Below are 15,481 nucleotides of genomic sequence, written 5' to 3' on the forward strand. Positions count from 1 at the left end.
CCTCCATTTTATGTTTTTTAGCGTAATAAACTAACTTACTTGGTTCCAATCATTTAGAACCAAAAACGATTCCTCGCTTTAATCAAGCAGATTTTCTGCTGCCATTATGCTATTCGATTTGCGCCAACGCATGGCAGATAGGCGCGGTTTGCTGGTAGACGGTCCGGTAGATCGCATAGATTTCTTGGTATTTGGCGACATTTTCAGGAATCGGTGCAATGGCCTTGCTGTATTTGACAAAGGCGTTAACACAAGCGGCCGCATCTGGATAAATGCCGCTGCCGATTGCTGCCAGCATTGCTGCGCCCATACCTGGACCTTGTTCAGTAGATAAAGTCAGCATTTCTGCATTAAAAATATCGGCTTGCATTTGCAGCCATTCGGCATTTTTCGCACCGCCCCCCACAGAAACGATCTGGGTGAATTTCCGCTGTGCTCGTTCTTCCATGATCATTTGGGAATCTTTCAGAGAGAAGGTGATCCCTTCTAAGACGGCACGACTGAAATGCTTTTCGCGATGCCGTGTGTCAATGCCAATAAAACTTCCCCTGATTTGGCTGTCGGTATGTGGTGTGCGTTCACCCACGATATACGGCGTAAACAGCAGGCCTTCTGCCCCCGGTTTTACCTCACTGATCGCTGAAAGCAATTCCTGAAACGATTGGTTTGGGGCAAACGTATCACGATACCAGCTTAAGGAATTTCCAGCGGCTAAAGTGACCCCCATTGAATACAACTTGTCTTTGATCGCATGACGGAAAAGGTGTAGATCGCCTTGATAATCAACCTCTTGCGCTTCTTCAAAGGATAAGAACACACCGCTAGTGCCAATCGACACCATGCCGACACCTTCGGCGATGATCCCGGACCCTAATGCAGCACAGGCATTGTCTGCGCCACCTGCATAGATCGTCACCTCTTGTTCAAAGCCAAAGGCTTCTTGCAGTTCTTTTCGCATTTGCCCTACAGGCGCTGCTGATTCAAAAAGCGGCGGCAGTAAATCCGATGCGATTGCGAATTTTTCTAGAATGGCTTCAGACCAGCACTTCTTTTCGATATCCAGCAGTAACGTACCCGCCGCATCAGAATAATCCATCGAATAGTTACCAGTCAGCCAAAAAGCCAAGTAGTCTTTTGGCAGCATCATGTGACGAACTTGTTGCCAATGTTCAGGCTCGTGTTCTTGGACCCATAAAATTTTGGGTAAGGTGAACCCTTCCAAAGCAACATTCTTGGTGATTGCTTTTATTTCCTCTCCAAAGGATGCCATGATCGCTTGACATTGTTTGGTGGTTCGAACGTCATTCCATAATATTGCCGGGCGAATGACTCGGTTTTCTTCATCCAATAAAACAAGACTATGCATTTGCCCGGAAAAGCTGATGCCGATCAATTCCTTCTGCAGCTTTGGAAGCTGCTGGATCAAGGTTTTGATTACCTTATCTGCCGCCTCTTGCCAATGCACCGGCTCTTGCTCACTGAACCCCGGTCTAGGGGATGACAATGGATAGTCAACACTTGCTGTTCCTTGGAGTTCCCCGGTTTGATCAAAAACTAAGCCTTTTAACGCACTTGTTCCTAGATCCAACCCTAAAAAATAAGCCATCTCTTCTCTCCTTCCTCTGTTTGAAGCAGTTAACCATTGCCTCTCAATCGGTTAATTAGCATTCAAAACTAACTAATTGGATAGTAAACGATTCTCGCATTTATGTCAAGCGCTTTCAACGAATCTTTCATGGTTTTTCGTTCTCAAACTGCTGATCTTGCATTCTTCCTCTTTTCTTTATTCTTCAGCTTGCACAATATTAATTTGCACGGTAAACTAACACTAATCACATCTATGAAGAGGAGAACACATGATTATCAATAAAATGGGCATACGCGAACAAAATGAAGCGGCTGTATTGAAGACGATCATTGACAATGAAAATGTGTCACGAGCGGAAGTGTCAAATTTGACCCATCTCAATAAAGCGTCTGTTTCTCAAATAACCAAAAAACTGATCGACACGGACTTCGTTCGCGAAGTCGGCATTGGGGATTCCACTTCGATCGGTGGTCGCAAACCGATTCAATTGCAATTCAATCACCGCAGCAGCTTAGCTGTTACCTTTGACATCGGCTATAACTATGTTCGTGGAATGCTTTCTTATATCAATGGCGAGATGATCGCCTCCGCCGACCATTCCCATGAATTGATCACCAAAGAAAATGTACTAGCGACGATCGATTCCATGATGAAAGAATTTTGGCCGCAAATGCCGCAAACCACTCATGGATTAGTAGGAATCTGTTTGGCGATCCACGGCATCGTTCACAATCAGACGATCACCTTTGCCCCCTACTACGACTTGGAGCACTTTGATTTGATCGCCCCTTTGAGCCAAAAATACAATACGGCGGTCTATATAGAGAACGAAGCCAATCTGACGGCTTTAGGCGAGTACTGTTTTTCTTCTGATTCCACGAATTTACTGAGCGTCAGCGTCCATAGCGGGATCGGTGTCGGAATCATCGTTGATGGGCAGCTGCAAACCGGTACTCACGGCATGGCGGGGGAAGTTGGCCACTCTACGCTCTTCCCTCACGGCAACTTGTGTCCTTGCGGCAATCGAGGTTGCTTAGAGCAATATGCCTCGAACAAAGTCTTGTTTGACACCTACAGTCACTATACAAAAACTGCGTTCGTTAATTCGGATACCTTCGCACAAGCCTACCATGCCGGAGAAAAATCAGCAGTCGAATTGGCGCAACAAAATGTTGAGTTTCTTAGTATTGGGCTGAATAATGTCATCACTTTTTCTGATCCCGAAGAAGTCTATATCAACAGCTCGATCTATCGCAAAATTCCTGATTTATTGCTGGCGCTGCAGCAAAAATTGACCAGCCAGTTCACCAAAAACACGAAGATCAAAAACAGTCGATTAGGCGATCAAGCCCCGTTATTTGGCGGCAACGTTTTAGTGGCAAAACATTTCTTAAATATCAACGATTTGCGCTTTGCGGCACTTGATCTCTCCCGTGCGATCCGTTAAATGAATGCTGGACTGAAAACTCAGTCCAGCGTTTTCTTTTGGTAAAAAGGTCTCGCTATCCTTTGATTCCGCCAGCCGTCACACCGCCCACGATGTATTTCGATAGAAACAGGTAAATCAGCAGTAAAGGAATAATACTTAATGAGATCCCTAGATACATACTGCCAAATTCAGTACGGTAAACATCAGTTTTCAACAATTGGACCAGCATCGGCAACGTATACTTTTCCGTATCGTTGATCAAGATCAAGGGCATCAAGAAATTATTCCACGAGGTCACGAGCGAGAAAATCGCCATGGTAGCTAAGCCCGGTTTCATCAAAGGCAACATGATGCGATGGAAAATTTTGATTTCGCCGGCTCCGTCTAAACGAGCAGAATCTGCCAAATCAGGATGATAGATCGTTTCTAAGTATTGCTTTAAGAAAAAAACGGTAGCGGGTGATGCAATCGCTGGTAAAATCAATGGCAGAAAATTATTTAAGAGTCCTAAGCGATTCATAAATTGATAAAAACCGATCATGCTGATTTGCTGAGGAATCATGATCAGCCCAAGAATGACAGCAAACAGGACTTTCTTGCCACGAAATTCATAGGCGATCACGCCATAAGCCGTCAGCGCCGAAAAATACACATTGAGAACGGTAGCACCAGCAGCAATCAGGAAACTATTTTTAAACCCATTGAAAACATTGAAGCCTCTGCCCATTAAGACGGACCAGTTGTATTGGAGATTACCGCCGGGCCACAAGGACAGCCCTTGCTGGATCTGTTCCGCTGAACGGGTTGCATTGACTAAGACGACCCAAAACGGCAGTATACTTAGGATGGTCAGCAACACCAAAAAGACATAGATCAACAATCGTTTTGCTCGATAGCTATTTTCCATTTATTTTCGCCCCACTTTGCTGTTTTCTTTGAAAAATTGAAACAATAACGTGCTTAATACGATTGAAAGTACCAATAATAGTACCGACGCGGTTGCGGCAACGTTGAAATTCCGACTCCCGGTAAAGGCCTGGTTGTAGATGAACATCGTGATCGTTAAGACACTATTGTTGGGATTGCCATTTGTCAGCAAAAAAGGAATGTCGAACATTTGCAAGCCGCCTATCAAGGACGTCACCAATGTATAAAGCAAGATTGGTTTTAACAAAGGCAGCGTGATCTTGCGAAAAATTTGACCATCATTGGCTCCATCGACCATTGCTGATTCAAAAAGAGCATCATCAATGCTCAAAATGCCCGAAACCAAAACGATCGTTGTCTGACCATACCACATCCAAAATTGGATGAAGGAAACGATCAGCCGAGTGCCCGTTTCACTACGGAAAAAGTCATAGGGCTGGTCCAAAACACCGAAATGCTGCAAGACTAGGTTGATCGGACCTAACGGAAAACTGAACAAAACAAAAAATAAGATTGCTACTGAAGCCGCAGTAATGATGTTGGGTAAGTAAAAAGCGACTTTGAAGAAGCCTTTCCCTCGCAAGCGCAGCTTGATATTGGTAAACCATGCCGCCAACAACAAAGCCAAGCCAATTTGAGGGACAAAGTTTACGCCCCACAAAATAAAAGTATTGCTGATCGATTTTAAAAATAACGGGTTGCGAAAAATCGCAAAATAGTTATCCAGTCCGACAAGATTGGCAGCTGGATTCCACCCTTTTAGATCTGTAAAGCTCAGGTAAATCGTATAGAGAATTGGATAAAGCTGAAAAACCAAGAATGCTAGAAAAAATGGTGCGATAAATAATAGCCCATAGCGATGATACTGTTCAAATCTTCTCTTATTCTGCATCGTAATCCCCCTGATATTTTTTTCTTCTACTGCCAACTTCTGCCTGTAAAGACAAGCCCTTTAAGCAGCGCATAGTACCTAGAAAAGGTTGAAACCGCCCCCGTCTTCGGTGCCGGTTTCAACAACACCTAATCTACTTGAACATCTGGATAAGCATTGACGACCGCATCTTTAAAGTTTTGGATCGCCGTTTCCTGATCCACTTCGCCTTTTGAATATGGTGTCAAACAACTATCCGTAAAGAGGGTTTCAATCGTTTGGTCATACTCGGTCAGAATTTTCGCGTTGATGTCTTGAACCATATCGGCAAATTCTGCATAGTGGTTTTGACCGCCTAAAAATTCCTCTTCATATTCGCCTTTAATTTCTTCAACGACTCGCTCATTCGATACAAAATCACCGGTATCTTCGGCCCATTGTTTTAAAAATGCTTGATCTGTGGTCAAGTAAGCCACCAATTGCGCAGCTTCTTCTTGCATCTCAGAATTTGCCGTAGCACCGATCCATGTGCCGCCCCAGAACCACGACGACGGTCCTTGGATCATGCGCCAGTCCCCTTCTGTTGAGCTGGAGTTATCGGCAGCTGTCGCATTTGGTTTTAACCAATAGTGCAGCCCCCATGTCGGCAAACTATAACCGAATACATTGTCGCCATTCATTCCAGCAAACCAAGCTTCTGATTGTCCTTCTGTATCTTGTGTCAGGCCTTCTTCTACAAATTTTCGTGATACATCCAACAAGTCATACAAACTGTCGTCGATCACTAATTTGCCGTCTTCAACCCAGCCATGTTCGCGTTGTCCATAAAAAGGCTTCGCCAAATCTTGGACACTAGAGATCATATAGGTGGTTCCACCACTTTTTTCTTTGACTGCTTTGGCTTGCTCATAGAACTTGTCATAGTCTGACAATGCCGCTTGCGCAGCCGCTGGATCATCGATCCCTAGCAGCTCTTCTGCCATCGACGCCCGGTAATAAAACCCGCCAGGAGCAGCTTGCCAAGCCAAGGCATGAAGAACCCCGTCTTTTGAAGTTCCTACGTCTTTGACATATTGATACGTATCTGCCGCGGCTTCATCAAGTCCCAGTGAACCAAGGTCTGCCATCATCCCTGATTCCACATATTTTTTGACAAAGGCAGATTCTAAAGCAATCACATCTGGTGCATCTTTGGAACCGAGAATCGGATCGAGCTTGGTCTCGAATTGGTCAGAAGGAATCTCCACGATCCGAATGTCATAGGCCAAATCGTCATGCGCCGGCAAATAGTAATCATTGATCATCGTTGATAATTCTGAAGTAAAGGTCCAAACCACGAGTTCATCCTTGCCACTACTTCCCGTTGCGCTATTATCTGAGCCGCTGTTTCCTGAACCATTTCCACAGCCACTAAGCATAAAAGCCGCTAAGCCCGCCACTGACGCTGTTTGTAAGACCCGTTTCCAATTTTTCATCTTTCTTCCTCCTCGATTTTTTGATAGTCAAATGAATCAAAATCAGCCGCCAAACGATTGCCGGTCGTATCGATCGCAAACATCCCTACAAAAGCCCCTGTAAAGAACCCACCGTAATGTTCTGCTACATAGTCGTCAGACAATTGCAAGCTGTCAAATAGCTGATCGATGACCTGCCACTCTTTTTGATCAAAGGAGTACGCGTATTGATAGTGGGCATAATTAACGATCGTTTTGAAGTAGACTGTTTGTACATCGGCTGGTATCACAACTTCTGGTGCTTTTTGACTCTTCAGTTGGCCCTTTTCGCTTGTCAATACAGTGATGATTCTGCCTTTCGTCTCATCATGAGTGATGTAGATCGCCGACCAGTTTTGTGTATTGTAGTAATTCGTCATGCCTGCTAACTGTAGAAACGAGGTCGGTGAAAATTCGACGGCAGTCGTTGCTTCGAAACGAAAATCGCTCCATCTTCTTGCCACCAGTGCTTGATGGAACAAGGAATTGAACGACTCTCGCCCATACAAGCGCAAGTACCCTGGTCGTGCGGTCAAACTACCGATTTCCTCAGAAAAAGGAATCCGCAAGGTTTGAAACACTGGTGCCAACGACGCCTCTTCAAAATCATCAAAGCCTGATTCTGTTTCCCACGGATGTTCGGGCAGCTGTGGCTGTGGGACTTCCTCTTTTGGAAAGTTTCCGCCTGTGATATACGGCCAATCATTTTCCCAATAAACAGACTGGATCGCTGTTTCTCGTCCGAGCGGGCAATAGCCGCGATTTTCTAAGAGGGGCGTTTCTGGATACTTCAGCGCTCGCCCTGTTAAGTGAACAAAATACCATTCATCGGTCTGCGTTTTCACAAATGAACCATGGCCAGCTTTTTGTAGCAGGATCTCTGGCTGTCCCCAGGAACTGATCAGAGGGTTTTGAGGATGAACTTCATAAGGCCCTTCGATGTGCGTCCCACGAGCGATGGTACTTGCATGTTCAAACTTGGTGCCGCCTTCTGCCGTCAATAAATAATAATAGCCGTTCACTTTATACATAACCGGTGCTTCCGTCAATTTGCGCTCTGTTCCTTTGAAGATGATTTTGGGCTGCCCCACCAATTTCTTGGCTTGCCAATCAAACTCTTGGAGAGCGATCCCATAAAAGGAATGGTTTGTCGGACGATAATCCCAAACCATGTTCAAAAAATATTTTTTGCCGTCGTCGTCATGAAATAACGAGGGATCGAAACCAGAAGAATTCATATAGATTGGTTCTGACCAATCCCCATCAATGGTCTCACAGGTGATCAAATAATTGTTCACATCTTTCCAACTATTAGATTGTGTTTTGACATCTGAATAAATCAACCAAAAACGACCATCACTGTAACTTAAGTTTGGCGCCCAAACACCCCCAGAATCTGGGTTTCCCAGCATATTCAACTGACTGACACGATTGACTGGTGTACTGATCAAGCGCCAGTTCTTCAAATCCTTCGAATGGAAGATGCGCACACCTGGAAACCATTCAAAGGTCGACGTAGCAATGTAATAATCTTCTCCTGCACGACAAATACTCGGGTCTGGATGAAAGCCTGTTAGTATCGGATTGGTAATCAAAAAAATTTCCTCCTCTTTCCCTTTTTGGCATTTTGTGATTCAACTGAGTGTCAGTAGGAATGAGCTTCATCCAGTTAGTAAGTTTTCTTTACTAATATACCTAACAAAAAAAAGAAACTTGCTGCTGCAGCTCATTTTAAAAATATTCACTAATCATTGTTCTATTTACTTTCTTCAGCTGAACTGTCATAATTATAAAATGAAATCGCTATCATTCACAGGACGATTTCCACACATCGATAGACAAAAAATGGAGGATAGATCGCGTGACTATTTTAGAAGAATACCATTTCGGCGAATACCTAGGCGTTTCCAGTTACCATCCCTACTCGCTTAATTACATGGAACATTTTCATCGTTCCTTTGAATTGCTTTTTTGTAGTGACGGCGAAGCGGTTGTCAAAATCGAAGAAAGTCCCTATGTCCTTACAACTGGCCAAGTGTTATTAGTCATGCCTTACCAGACCCATGCCATCGAAACCCCTAAGGAATCACAACTGCATATTCTGGTTTTTTCGCCGGAGTTTATTCCAGATTTTTATGCCAAAACCAAAGATTTCGCTTTGTCAGATCCCGTTATCACCATTGATTCGTCTGTCGCAAATCAGCTGTATTATCCTTTATTTGAAACGGATTCCCTCTATTTACGAAAATCGGCACTGTATCTAGTCCTTTACCTTTTTGAGCACCAAACGACTTTACTACCAGCCAAAAACCAAGAGGATATCCTGATCCAGCTGCTTGCCTATATCGAGTCACACTTCAAAGAAGAGCTGACGCTCGAAAAACTAAGCAGCAGTATCGGTTATAGTAGCGTCTACGTTTCCAGAATGATCACTGAGAAATTGAAAAGCACCTTTCCTCGGCTTTTGAATCAAGCAAGAATTCGCCATGCCTCTTTTTTGCTGACTCATAGTCTCTTGCCGATTACGGAAGTAGCAGAACAGGCTGGCTTTCAAAATGTGCGAACCTTCAATCGAAATTTCAAAGCTTTGACCTCACTGACTCCGAAAGAATACCGCTTAACACACAATGCTCATTTTTCGTTGCTGAAGGAATAGCGCAAAAAAGCAGCTTCACTTACCTATAAAGTGAGCTGCTACAATCTTACTCGTTTTTCTAGTCAGCCTTTTGCCACGTTCCCAGAAAGTAGTGAAAAACATTCTAACTCTCCCCTTCTTCATAGAGAAATGAGCAGGAAAAGACCAATTGCCAAAATGAACCTTTGTTGTTTTACCGATTCCGCAACGCTATGCCTGATTTATAGCACCGTATGTTCTTGCTTAATGCCGTTTGCTTTATCGAAGCTTCTTGGAACATCGATCAAGGCCAAGAAAAATGATTCACGACTAGCCAGTCTCTGACTTCCGTCAGATCAGAAAAAGTTTTCACCTGTGCAGCTACTTCTTGCTCAAGTTTTGGCTGTTTAAGCAAAGGATACTTCCCATTTTTCTTGACTGGCAAAATACTCAAATCATCCGCAATCAGAAAAGCTGGGATCTTGGCTTGTTTTGCGGCTCTTATGCCGGCTAGAGAATCTTCTAATACCAAGGCTGCTTCAGGCTTTACGCCTAATTGTTGGCATGCTGTCAGAAAGATTTCTGGATCAGGTTTGCCCTTTCGCACTTGATCCCCAGAAACCACCGTATCAAACCAATCTGGCATCTGTTCCATTTCAAAATACGCCTTGATTTTTTCTTTCGACGAAGAGGACGCCACGGCTATCAAGCAATCTTGTTTTTTTAATGCTTCCAATAGTTCAAGAAGGCCGGGCTTTTTGAACACCCGCTTTTCTTCAGCTAAAATCACTTCTTTCTGACGATTCATCGCTTCTCGCCACCGATCCGTTGGTACCGTACTGCCATAAAGTTCCTGCATCCCTTTACGAATATCTGCTTCCGTTCTGCCAGTCAGGTAATAATAAACATCTTGGCAAACTTCAAAATCATACTCCTCCGCGGCTCTTAAATAGGCGCGGTAAACTAACCGACCTGTTTCAAACATCAAACCGTCCATATCAAAAATCACCAGTTTTATCTTCTCCATCCTATGGCCTCCTTTGCTTTTCTGCGAATAAAAAAGCAATGGTACCAAAATCCTTTGGCACCCATTGCTTCATCTTGTTTATTTACAGCTGACTGCTCAACTTAGCAATGATTTTACATGCGCCAAATGGCTGTCAGCCTTTTCCCGCCCTTCTTTTACTAGCGCTTCTGACAGAATGAAGGAGCCGCCAACCGCTAATACTTGCGGATCAGATAAATAGTCTTGAACATTTTCGAGAGTGATCCCACCAGTTGGGACAAATCGAATATCGTAAAACGGACCGCTGAGGGCTTTGATTGCCGGTAAGCCCCCGTAGATATCCGCAGGGAAAAATTTCACAACTGATAAGCCATAATCCGTTGCCCGTTGAATGTCATTTGGGGTAGCTGTCCCTGGAAACACTGGAATGTTTTCGGCAAGACAAAATTCCACCACATCAGGTACAAGAGCAGGGGAAACAATAAAGCGCGCTCCTTTCTCAACCGCTGCTTTCGCTTGTTCTAAGGTGCGGACCGTGCCTGCGCCTACGATCAATTTGCCCGATTGAGAGAGTTTTTCAATCGCTTCTAAAGCAAGGTCACTGCGGAAGGTCACTTCAATAAAATACAGTTCATGCTCAATCAGCAGTGATTCTACTACTGGCAAATAGGTAAGGTCTGTTGCAGTGTAAAGAGGCAACACCCTTGTTTTTGCCAATTGTTCATAGAGTGTCATACGCTCTCTCCTCCCTTCGTTCCCCTCGATTGCATTTGCTCTTTCAAGACGGCTTCATGAAGCCCTTGAAGATAACTGATACCAATCGCGCGATCATACAGACCATAGCCTGGCATCGCCACTTCCCCCCAGATCGTCCGCCCGTGATCAGGACGGATGACACCATCAAAACCGACCTCAACCAAGGCTTTCATAATGGCATACATATCTAACGATCCTTCAGTGGAAAGATGGGCAGATTCTTTAAATTTGCGTTCCCCCATAAACAACACATTGCGAAAATGAACAAAGTTGATGCGGCCTTTTAAGCCATGAACGATCTCCACCATGTCGTTTTCTGGATCGGCACCTAACGAACCGGTGCACAACGTCACCCCATTATAAGGCGAATCCACGATGGCCATGATTTTTTTCAAGTCCTCTAAATTTTTGGTGATCCGTGGCAAACCAAAAATTTCCCAAGGTGGATCGTCCGGATGGATCGCCATTTTCACATCTACTTCTTCACACACAGGAATGATCCGCTTTAAGAAATAGCTTAAGTTATCAAAGAGGATCTCTTGAGTGACCCCTTCATAAGTTGCCATCAAACGCTGGAACTTTTTCAGTCGTTCTTCTTCCCAGCCTGGCAATTTAAAGCCTTTTGATTGGCTATGGATTAGCGTATACATCTCACTAGGTTCCATATCATCCACAACGGCTTGATCATAGAGCAAGGAGAAGCTGCCATCCTCGTTTTGATAAAATAGGTTTGTTTTTGCCCAGCCGAAGATCGGTTTGAAGCTATAGCAGATCATATGTACATCACAAGCTGCTAAATTCCGAATCGTTTGAATATATTGATCGATGTAGTGATCCCGTTCCTCTGTTCCAGCTTTGATCGCATCGTGGATCGCGACACTCTCAATCCCTAATAGCGAAAGATGCTCTTTTTCAATTGATGCTTTTAGTGCGTTGATTTCGGAAATCTCCCAGACATCTCCGGGCATTTTATTCAGAAGTGTTCCTACAATGCCGTGCATTCCTGGAATTTGTCGAATATTCGTTAACGGGATCGTATCCCCTTCCCCGTACCATCGAAACCCCCATTGCATTTGCTGTCACCCTTTCGTTTTTAAAAATCATCGTCCTCATCAGTTTCTTCGCTACTATCACCTGCTGAAGAATTGTGCCAAATCGCTACACTGTTTTCTCCTTGCTGGATCACTGCTGCCACCGCCTGTTCAATCGGTGTCGCCAAAAATTGATGATTGATTGCTTCTAATACCATCGGTAGATTCACTCCGCCGATCACATACGTCTTTTCCTGAAGTGGTTCATCTAATTGATTGATCGTTACAACCGACTGATTGTAGGGACTGGCACTCAATAGATCAGCAAACACCACGACACCGTCCCCTTGATCTGTTTCATGGATTGCTTCATGGATTTTGTTTCCCAGAAGTTGAATATCCTCTCCGTGGTTCAAATTAACGACCGCAATATTTTCGACACTGCCCATGATCACCTCTGCGGCATCTTTAAAACCAGTACTCAGCTGTCCGTGAGTTGCCAATACGATTCCTAACAAATGTTGTTCCTCCTTTTTCGCTTCCTAACCAAATAACGCAAGGACTTTTTGCATATTCCTACTATTCAGCTCTTTTTGCTTTAATTGTTTTTTAGGCAACACATACGTCTGATCCTGTTGCTTTTCTGCACAAAACAGATAGTTGATGCTGCCCATTGCTTCACTACTGTGTTCGATTGACAACTGCTGGAGTTGCCCTTCATTGAATTGCTTGCCGATCGCTCGAATCGGAGCATCGGCACCAATAGAATCTAAATAATAAATCTTCGCATTCGGCCTTACTGAATCACGTAACACTTCCAACCCGCGTTCTCCGTAACTTCCTTCATCAAGAAATGCGAAGGCCGTCGTTGTTTGACTGTTTTGACTGATTAGGGACAGCAGCGCTAAGATAGAGGAGGTATTGCGGGTTAGATTTTGCTGAAATCCTGCCCCGCGGCTTACGCGATTTAATAGCAGAAAATAAATACCGACCCCTGAAGCAAAAAGCGCTGTTTGCCAAGACAATAAGGGAAATCTCCCTGAGGCAAAGTGGATATAAAGCCAGGTACCTAACAACCCTAAAAGAATCATCACTGCTGAAGCAGTCAGAATAAATTGATTTGTTTTACGGCCTTGCTCCTGCCGATCAAAAAAATGGTAATCGCCGAAATGCTCTGGCGGTGTATCATAATATGTGCAGATGATCCGTTTTGCTTTGGTCAGATCACCAACATACAAATTGCGTGAGGCGTTTTTTTTCGTGTGATCATACTCGATCACCTGAAGGTCTTTGCGAAATGGAATGATATCCGCGATGAGTGCCTTCAAAAATCTTTGTTTGCTTTTATCCGTTGATCGCGACCGATAGACATATCGATAACGAAAAAGCCAATCACGAAATGCTTCTGTTTGATTCATGGCGGATTCTCCTATTCACAAATTACTGACAAGGAAGGAGGAACTCTATTTTTATAAGACCCTCCGCCTTCCTCTTCAACAGATGACGAACGCGCTCAATGATTACAAATTGAACTGCTTCAACACATCTTTAAGGGTTGATTTCGGTGCAGAAGGTGTTGCTTGAAAATAGATTGATTCCACACCGTACGCTTCGTTCATTTCTTTGAGTTTTTGCGCATCAGCTTGATTTAAATAAACAGATTTTGTTACCAAGAGATCTTTCTCGGGATCTTTTTGGGCGATACCGCCTATGTTCAATTCTTTCATTGGCACGCCGTGTTTGACTAAGTCGTACATCACACTGACGGTTTTAGCGATCAAAATACAGTTGTAATCTTTGAAGTTGTATTCATCCCAGTAAAATTTGGCTTTTTCTGGTGTAACGACGATCGTTTTTTGCCCTGTGCGGCTACCGGCATTTTTGTATAATTCCCGCATGAACTTATCCTTAGCTACTACCTCATCCACTACAAAGATCGAGTTGACTCCGCTTTTTTGCGACAAGGTCATCATGACCTGCCCATGGATCAATCGTTCATCTACTCGTGCTAAATTTACTACACCCATTGTTGACACTTCCTTTTCTTATAAAATACCGACACCGGCTAAAATAATCAGAATCAAAGTCAGCCATAGCAATGCTTGCGTGACTTTTAATCCTTTCTTTGTATAGAACCAGTAGACGCCCATTACAACTGCTAACGGCAAGATCCCTGGTACAATCTGATCAAGGATATCTTGGATAATAAATTCTCGTCCAGAAATATCAAACTGCAGCGAAGAACTGACTTTGACATAGTTTCCAGCCAGAACCCCCATCATAAACAAACCGAGAACCGACAGTGTTTCAATGGCAGTTTGAACACCTGTACTCTGCATCAAGCCAGTTGCGTTGCGTCCCATTGAGAACGCTTGGCGGGCAAAAAACATTCCTAGAGAAACTTGATACAGTGCAAAGCAAATGAACGGAAACAACGCACCTAGCGGACTTCCTTGCTGTGCCCAAGGGACGGCAATCGCAATAAAGATATATTGAACGGTTCCTGAGTCGATGGCATCCCCGATTCCTGCTAAAGCACCCATCAAACCAGCTTTCGTGTTGTACATTAGATCATCCTGCATCAAGATCTCTTTTTTCTCATGCTCTTCCTCGGCTCGCTGTTGTTCCATTGATGACATCAGCCCAGTAATAACACCGCCACCCCAACTTAGCTGGGTATTGAAAAACAACAGTTGGCGTTTGTAGGCAGCTTTCAGTGCCTCATCGTCTTTGTAAAGTTTGCGCAAAATCGGCATCATGGCGTATAAAAGCGATGGTGATAAATACCGTTCAAACGAATGCGGGATCTCATTGGCGAAATGCCATCTTAGGTATGCTTTTGTGACATCTTTCTTCGTGATTTCTTCCGGTGCGCCTTGCGCTTTTTGAATTATTTCGGTCATTACTGCTCCTCCTTATCGATTAGAACCCGTCATCATAGTCATCGTCATCATCAAAGGATGGTGATGCTGTATTCGTTTCTGGGGCTGGGGCCAATTTTCCTTTTTGTGACTGAACAAAAATCAACGCGATCAAAATACCAAAAATCGCATAGGTGACCATGGTAATTTCCAGCGAACTGAAAACTACACTCATGAAATAGGCCAAGAAGAAAAAGACCATATAATCTTTTCGACCGATCACATAGACGGTAGTTGCAATCCCGATCGCTGCCAATCCGCCGCCGACTACTTCTAAAATATGGATAACGACTGTCCCCTCAAGAGCATTGATGACATCAGCAATCAGTGGAGCGCCTAAATAAAGTGCAATAAATACCAGCGGAACAAATAAAATAAATGAAGCCAGCGTTGGGTATAAAATTATTGAACGAGTCATTGCTTTGTCATTAAGATCTTCCACTGCTTTATCCGTATATTTTCCTAAGAAGGTATTGATAAAGAAACGGAACTGATATAAATAACTCCCAAGCAAACCAACAGGTACGGCAACAGCAATCGCTGCTTCTGGTTGCAGATTTCCTAGCAAAGCTACCGGTACGGCAATCGCCGCTGCAATCGAAGGTTCCGCCGGCATGGATCCGCCGGGAGAAAATACCCCCATGTAAATCATTTGTAAAGCGGCAGTGACGATCATGGCTTGAGGCACATTTCCCATCACCAGTCCGACAACTAATCCCGTCATCAACGGTGAAAAACGTAAAGTCAGTGTGGCGCCTCCGCCGAGCCAACGAGACATGACTGCTGCAACCCATAGCGCAATCAGTAAACTTTGTGTAACACTTAATGTATCCATTTTTCCTCCT

At 44.0% G+C, this 15,481-nt stretch carries 15 protein-coding genes; 2 read left to right on the forward strand and 13 right to left on the reverse strand.

Going from position 1 to position 15,481, the window contains the following annotated elements; all coding sequences use genetic code 11:
* Window positions 1–109: 109 nt before the first annotated feature.
* A complete protein-coding gene (xylB, locus tag A5877_RS05745) occupies window positions 110–1,606 on the reverse strand; it encodes a xylulokinase (protein WP_086316540.1) in 1,497 nt (498 codons plus the stop codon).
* Window positions 1,607–1,856: 250 nt separating this feature from the next.
* Between xylB and A5877_RS05750 the strand changes: the two genes are divergently transcribed.
* Window positions 1,857–3,035, forward strand: a complete 1,179-nt coding sequence (locus A5877_RS05750) for an ROK family transcriptional regulator (RefSeq protein WP_005234059.1) — start codon at window positions 1,857–1,859, stop codon at window positions 3,033–3,035.
* Window positions 3,036–3,090: 55 nt separating this feature from the next.
* On the opposite strand, the gene A5877_RS05755 is transcribed toward A5877_RS05750, so the two are convergent.
* From A5877_RS05755 to A5877_RS05770, 4 genes are all read right to left on the reverse strand, one after another.
* Window positions 3,091–3,924, reverse strand: a complete 834-nt coding sequence (locus A5877_RS05755) for a carbohydrate ABC transporter permease (RefSeq protein WP_086316541.1) — start codon at window positions 3,922–3,924, stop codon at window positions 3,091–3,093.
* Entirely contained in the window at window positions 3,925–4,836 is a 912-nt protein-coding gene (locus A5877_RS05760) for a carbohydrate ABC transporter permease (RefSeq protein ID WP_015510298.1), read from the reverse strand.
* Between the two features lie 128 nt (window positions 4,837–4,964).
* Window positions 4,965–6,290, reverse strand: a complete 1,326-nt coding sequence (locus A5877_RS05765) for an ABC transporter substrate-binding protein (RefSeq protein WP_086316542.1) — start codon at window positions 6,288–6,290, stop codon at window positions 4,965–4,967.
* Window positions 6,287–7,903, reverse strand: coding sequence for a glycoside hydrolase family 43 protein (locus A5877_RS05770; RefSeq protein ID WP_086316543.1), 1,617 nt, complete (start codon window positions 7,901–7,903; stop codon window positions 6,287–6,289). The genes A5877_RS05765 and A5877_RS05770 overlap by 4 nt, the downstream gene beginning before the upstream one ends.
* A gap of 266 nt (window positions 7,904–8,169) precedes the next feature.
* On the opposite strand from A5877_RS05770, the gene A5877_RS05775 reads away from it, so the two are divergent.
* The gene (locus A5877_RS05775) at window positions 8,170–8,964 is read left to right on the forward strand and encodes an AraC family transcriptional regulator (protein WP_176273429.1); all 795 of its coding nucleotides are present in this window, start codon (window positions 8,170–8,172) and stop codon (window positions 8,962–8,964) included.
* 262 nt (window positions 8,965–9,226) lie between these two features.
* On the opposite strand, the gene A5877_RS05780 is transcribed toward A5877_RS05775, so the two are convergent.
* From A5877_RS05780 to A5877_RS05815, 8 genes are all read right to left on the reverse strand, one after another.
* Window positions 9,227–9,949: an HAD family phosphatase gene (locus A5877_RS05780; RefSeq protein ID WP_008380587.1), complete on the reverse strand. Its 723-nt coding sequence runs from the start codon at window positions 9,947–9,949 to the stop codon at window positions 9,227–9,229.
* 96 nt (window positions 9,950–10,045) lie between these two features.
* On the reverse strand, window positions 10,046–10,663 hold the full coding sequence (locus A5877_RS05785; protein WP_086316544.1) for a bifunctional 4-hydroxy-2-oxoglutarate aldolase/2-dehydro-3-deoxy-phosphogluconate aldolase: 618 nt from the start codon (window positions 10,661–10,663) through the stop codon (window positions 10,046–10,048).
* Window positions 10,660–11,757, reverse strand: a complete 1,098-nt coding sequence (uxuA, locus tag A5877_RS05790; protein WP_005234052.1) for a mannonate dehydratase — start codon at window positions 11,755–11,757, stop codon at window positions 10,660–10,662. The genes A5877_RS05785 and uxuA overlap by 4 nt, the downstream gene beginning before the upstream one ends.
* Window positions 11,758–11,777: 20 nt before the next feature.
* Window positions 11,778–12,233: a PTS sugar transporter subunit IIA gene (locus tag A5877_RS05795; protein ID WP_008380583.1), complete on the reverse strand. Its 456-nt coding sequence runs from the start codon at window positions 12,231–12,233 to the stop codon at window positions 11,778–11,780.
* 24 nt (window positions 12,234–12,257) lie between these two features.
* Window positions 12,258–13,133 carry a hypothetical protein gene (locus tag A5877_RS05800; protein ID WP_008380581.1) on the reverse strand — a complete coding sequence of 292 codons (876 nt, stop codon included), beginning with the start codon at window positions 13,131–13,133 and terminating at the stop codon, window positions 12,258–12,260.
* Window positions 13,134–13,235: 102 nt separating this feature from the next.
* Window positions 13,236–13,742: a PTS sugar transporter subunit IIB gene (locus tag A5877_RS05805; protein WP_005228434.1), complete on the reverse strand. Its 507-nt coding sequence runs from the start codon at window positions 13,740–13,742 to the stop codon at window positions 13,236–13,238.
* A gap of 18 nt (window positions 13,743–13,760) precedes the next feature.
* Window positions 13,761–14,618 (reverse strand): PTS system mannose/fructose/sorbose family transporter subunit IID, encoded by an 858-nt coding sequence (locus A5877_RS05810; protein WP_008380577.1) that lies wholly within the window; start codon window positions 14,616–14,618, stop codon window positions 13,761–13,763.
* Window positions 14,619–14,637: 19 nt separating this feature from the next.
* Window positions 14,638–15,471 carry a PTS sugar transporter subunit IIC gene (locus A5877_RS05815; protein WP_008380575.1) on the reverse strand — a complete coding sequence of 278 codons (834 nt, stop codon included), beginning with the start codon at window positions 15,469–15,471 and terminating at the stop codon, window positions 14,638–14,640.
* Window positions 15,472–15,481: the final 10 nt, after the last annotated feature.

This window comes from Enterococcus sp. 3C7_DIV0644, from assembly GCF_002141235.1.
Lineage (GTDB): Bacteria > Bacillota > Bacilli > Lactobacillales > Enterococcaceae > Enterococcus_D > Enterococcus_D entomosocium.

What these genes read in the sequence shown, in the direction of transcription:
- uxuA (WP_005234052.1), bottom strand. Translation starts at nt 11,757, where the DNA reads ATGCAATGGGGGTTTCGATGGTACGGGGAAGGGGATACGATCCCGTTA.
- A5877_RS05805 (WP_005228434.1), bottom strand. Translation starts at nt 13,742, where the DNA reads ATGGGTGTAGTAAATTTAGCACGAGTAGATGAACGATTGATCCATGGG.
- xylB (WP_086316540.1), bottom strand. Translation starts at nt 1,606, where the DNA reads ATGGCTTATTTTTTAGGGTTGGATCTAGGAACAAGTGCGTTAAAAGGC.
- A5877_RS05755 (WP_086316541.1), bottom strand. Translation starts at nt 3,924, where the DNA reads ATGGAAAATAGCTATCGAGCAAAACGATTGTTGATCTATGTCTTTTTG.
- A5877_RS05810 (WP_008380577.1), bottom strand. Translation starts at nt 14,618, where the DNA reads ATGACCGAAATAATTCAAAAAGCGCAAGGCGCACCGGAAGAAATCACG.
- A5877_RS05815 (WP_008380575.1), bottom strand. Translation starts at nt 15,471, where the DNA reads ATGGATACATTAAGTGTTACACAAAGTTTACTGATTGCGCTATGGGTT.
- A5877_RS05780 (WP_008380587.1), bottom strand. Translation starts at nt 9,949, where the DNA reads ATGGAGAAGATAAAACTGGTGATTTTTGATATGGACGGTTTGATGTTT.
- A5877_RS05750 (WP_005234059.1), top strand. Translation starts at nt 1,857, where the DNA reads ATGATTATCAATAAAATGGGCATACGCGAACAAAATGAAGCGGCTGTA.
- A5877_RS05760 (WP_015510298.1), bottom strand. Translation starts at nt 4,836, where the DNA reads ATGCAGAATAAGAGAAGATTTGAACAGTATCATCGCTATGGGCTATTA.
- A5877_RS05785 (WP_086316544.1), bottom strand. Translation starts at nt 10,663, where the DNA reads ATGACACTCTATGAACAATTGGCAAAAACAAGGGTGTTGCCTCTTTAC.
- A5877_RS05800 (WP_008380581.1), bottom strand. Translation starts at nt 13,133, where the DNA reads ATGAATCAAACAGAAGCATTTCGTGATTGGCTTTTTCGTTATCGATAT.
- A5877_RS05765 (WP_086316542.1), bottom strand. Translation starts at nt 6,290, where the DNA reads ATGAAAAATTGGAAACGGGTCTTACAAACAGCGTCAGTGGCGGGCTTA.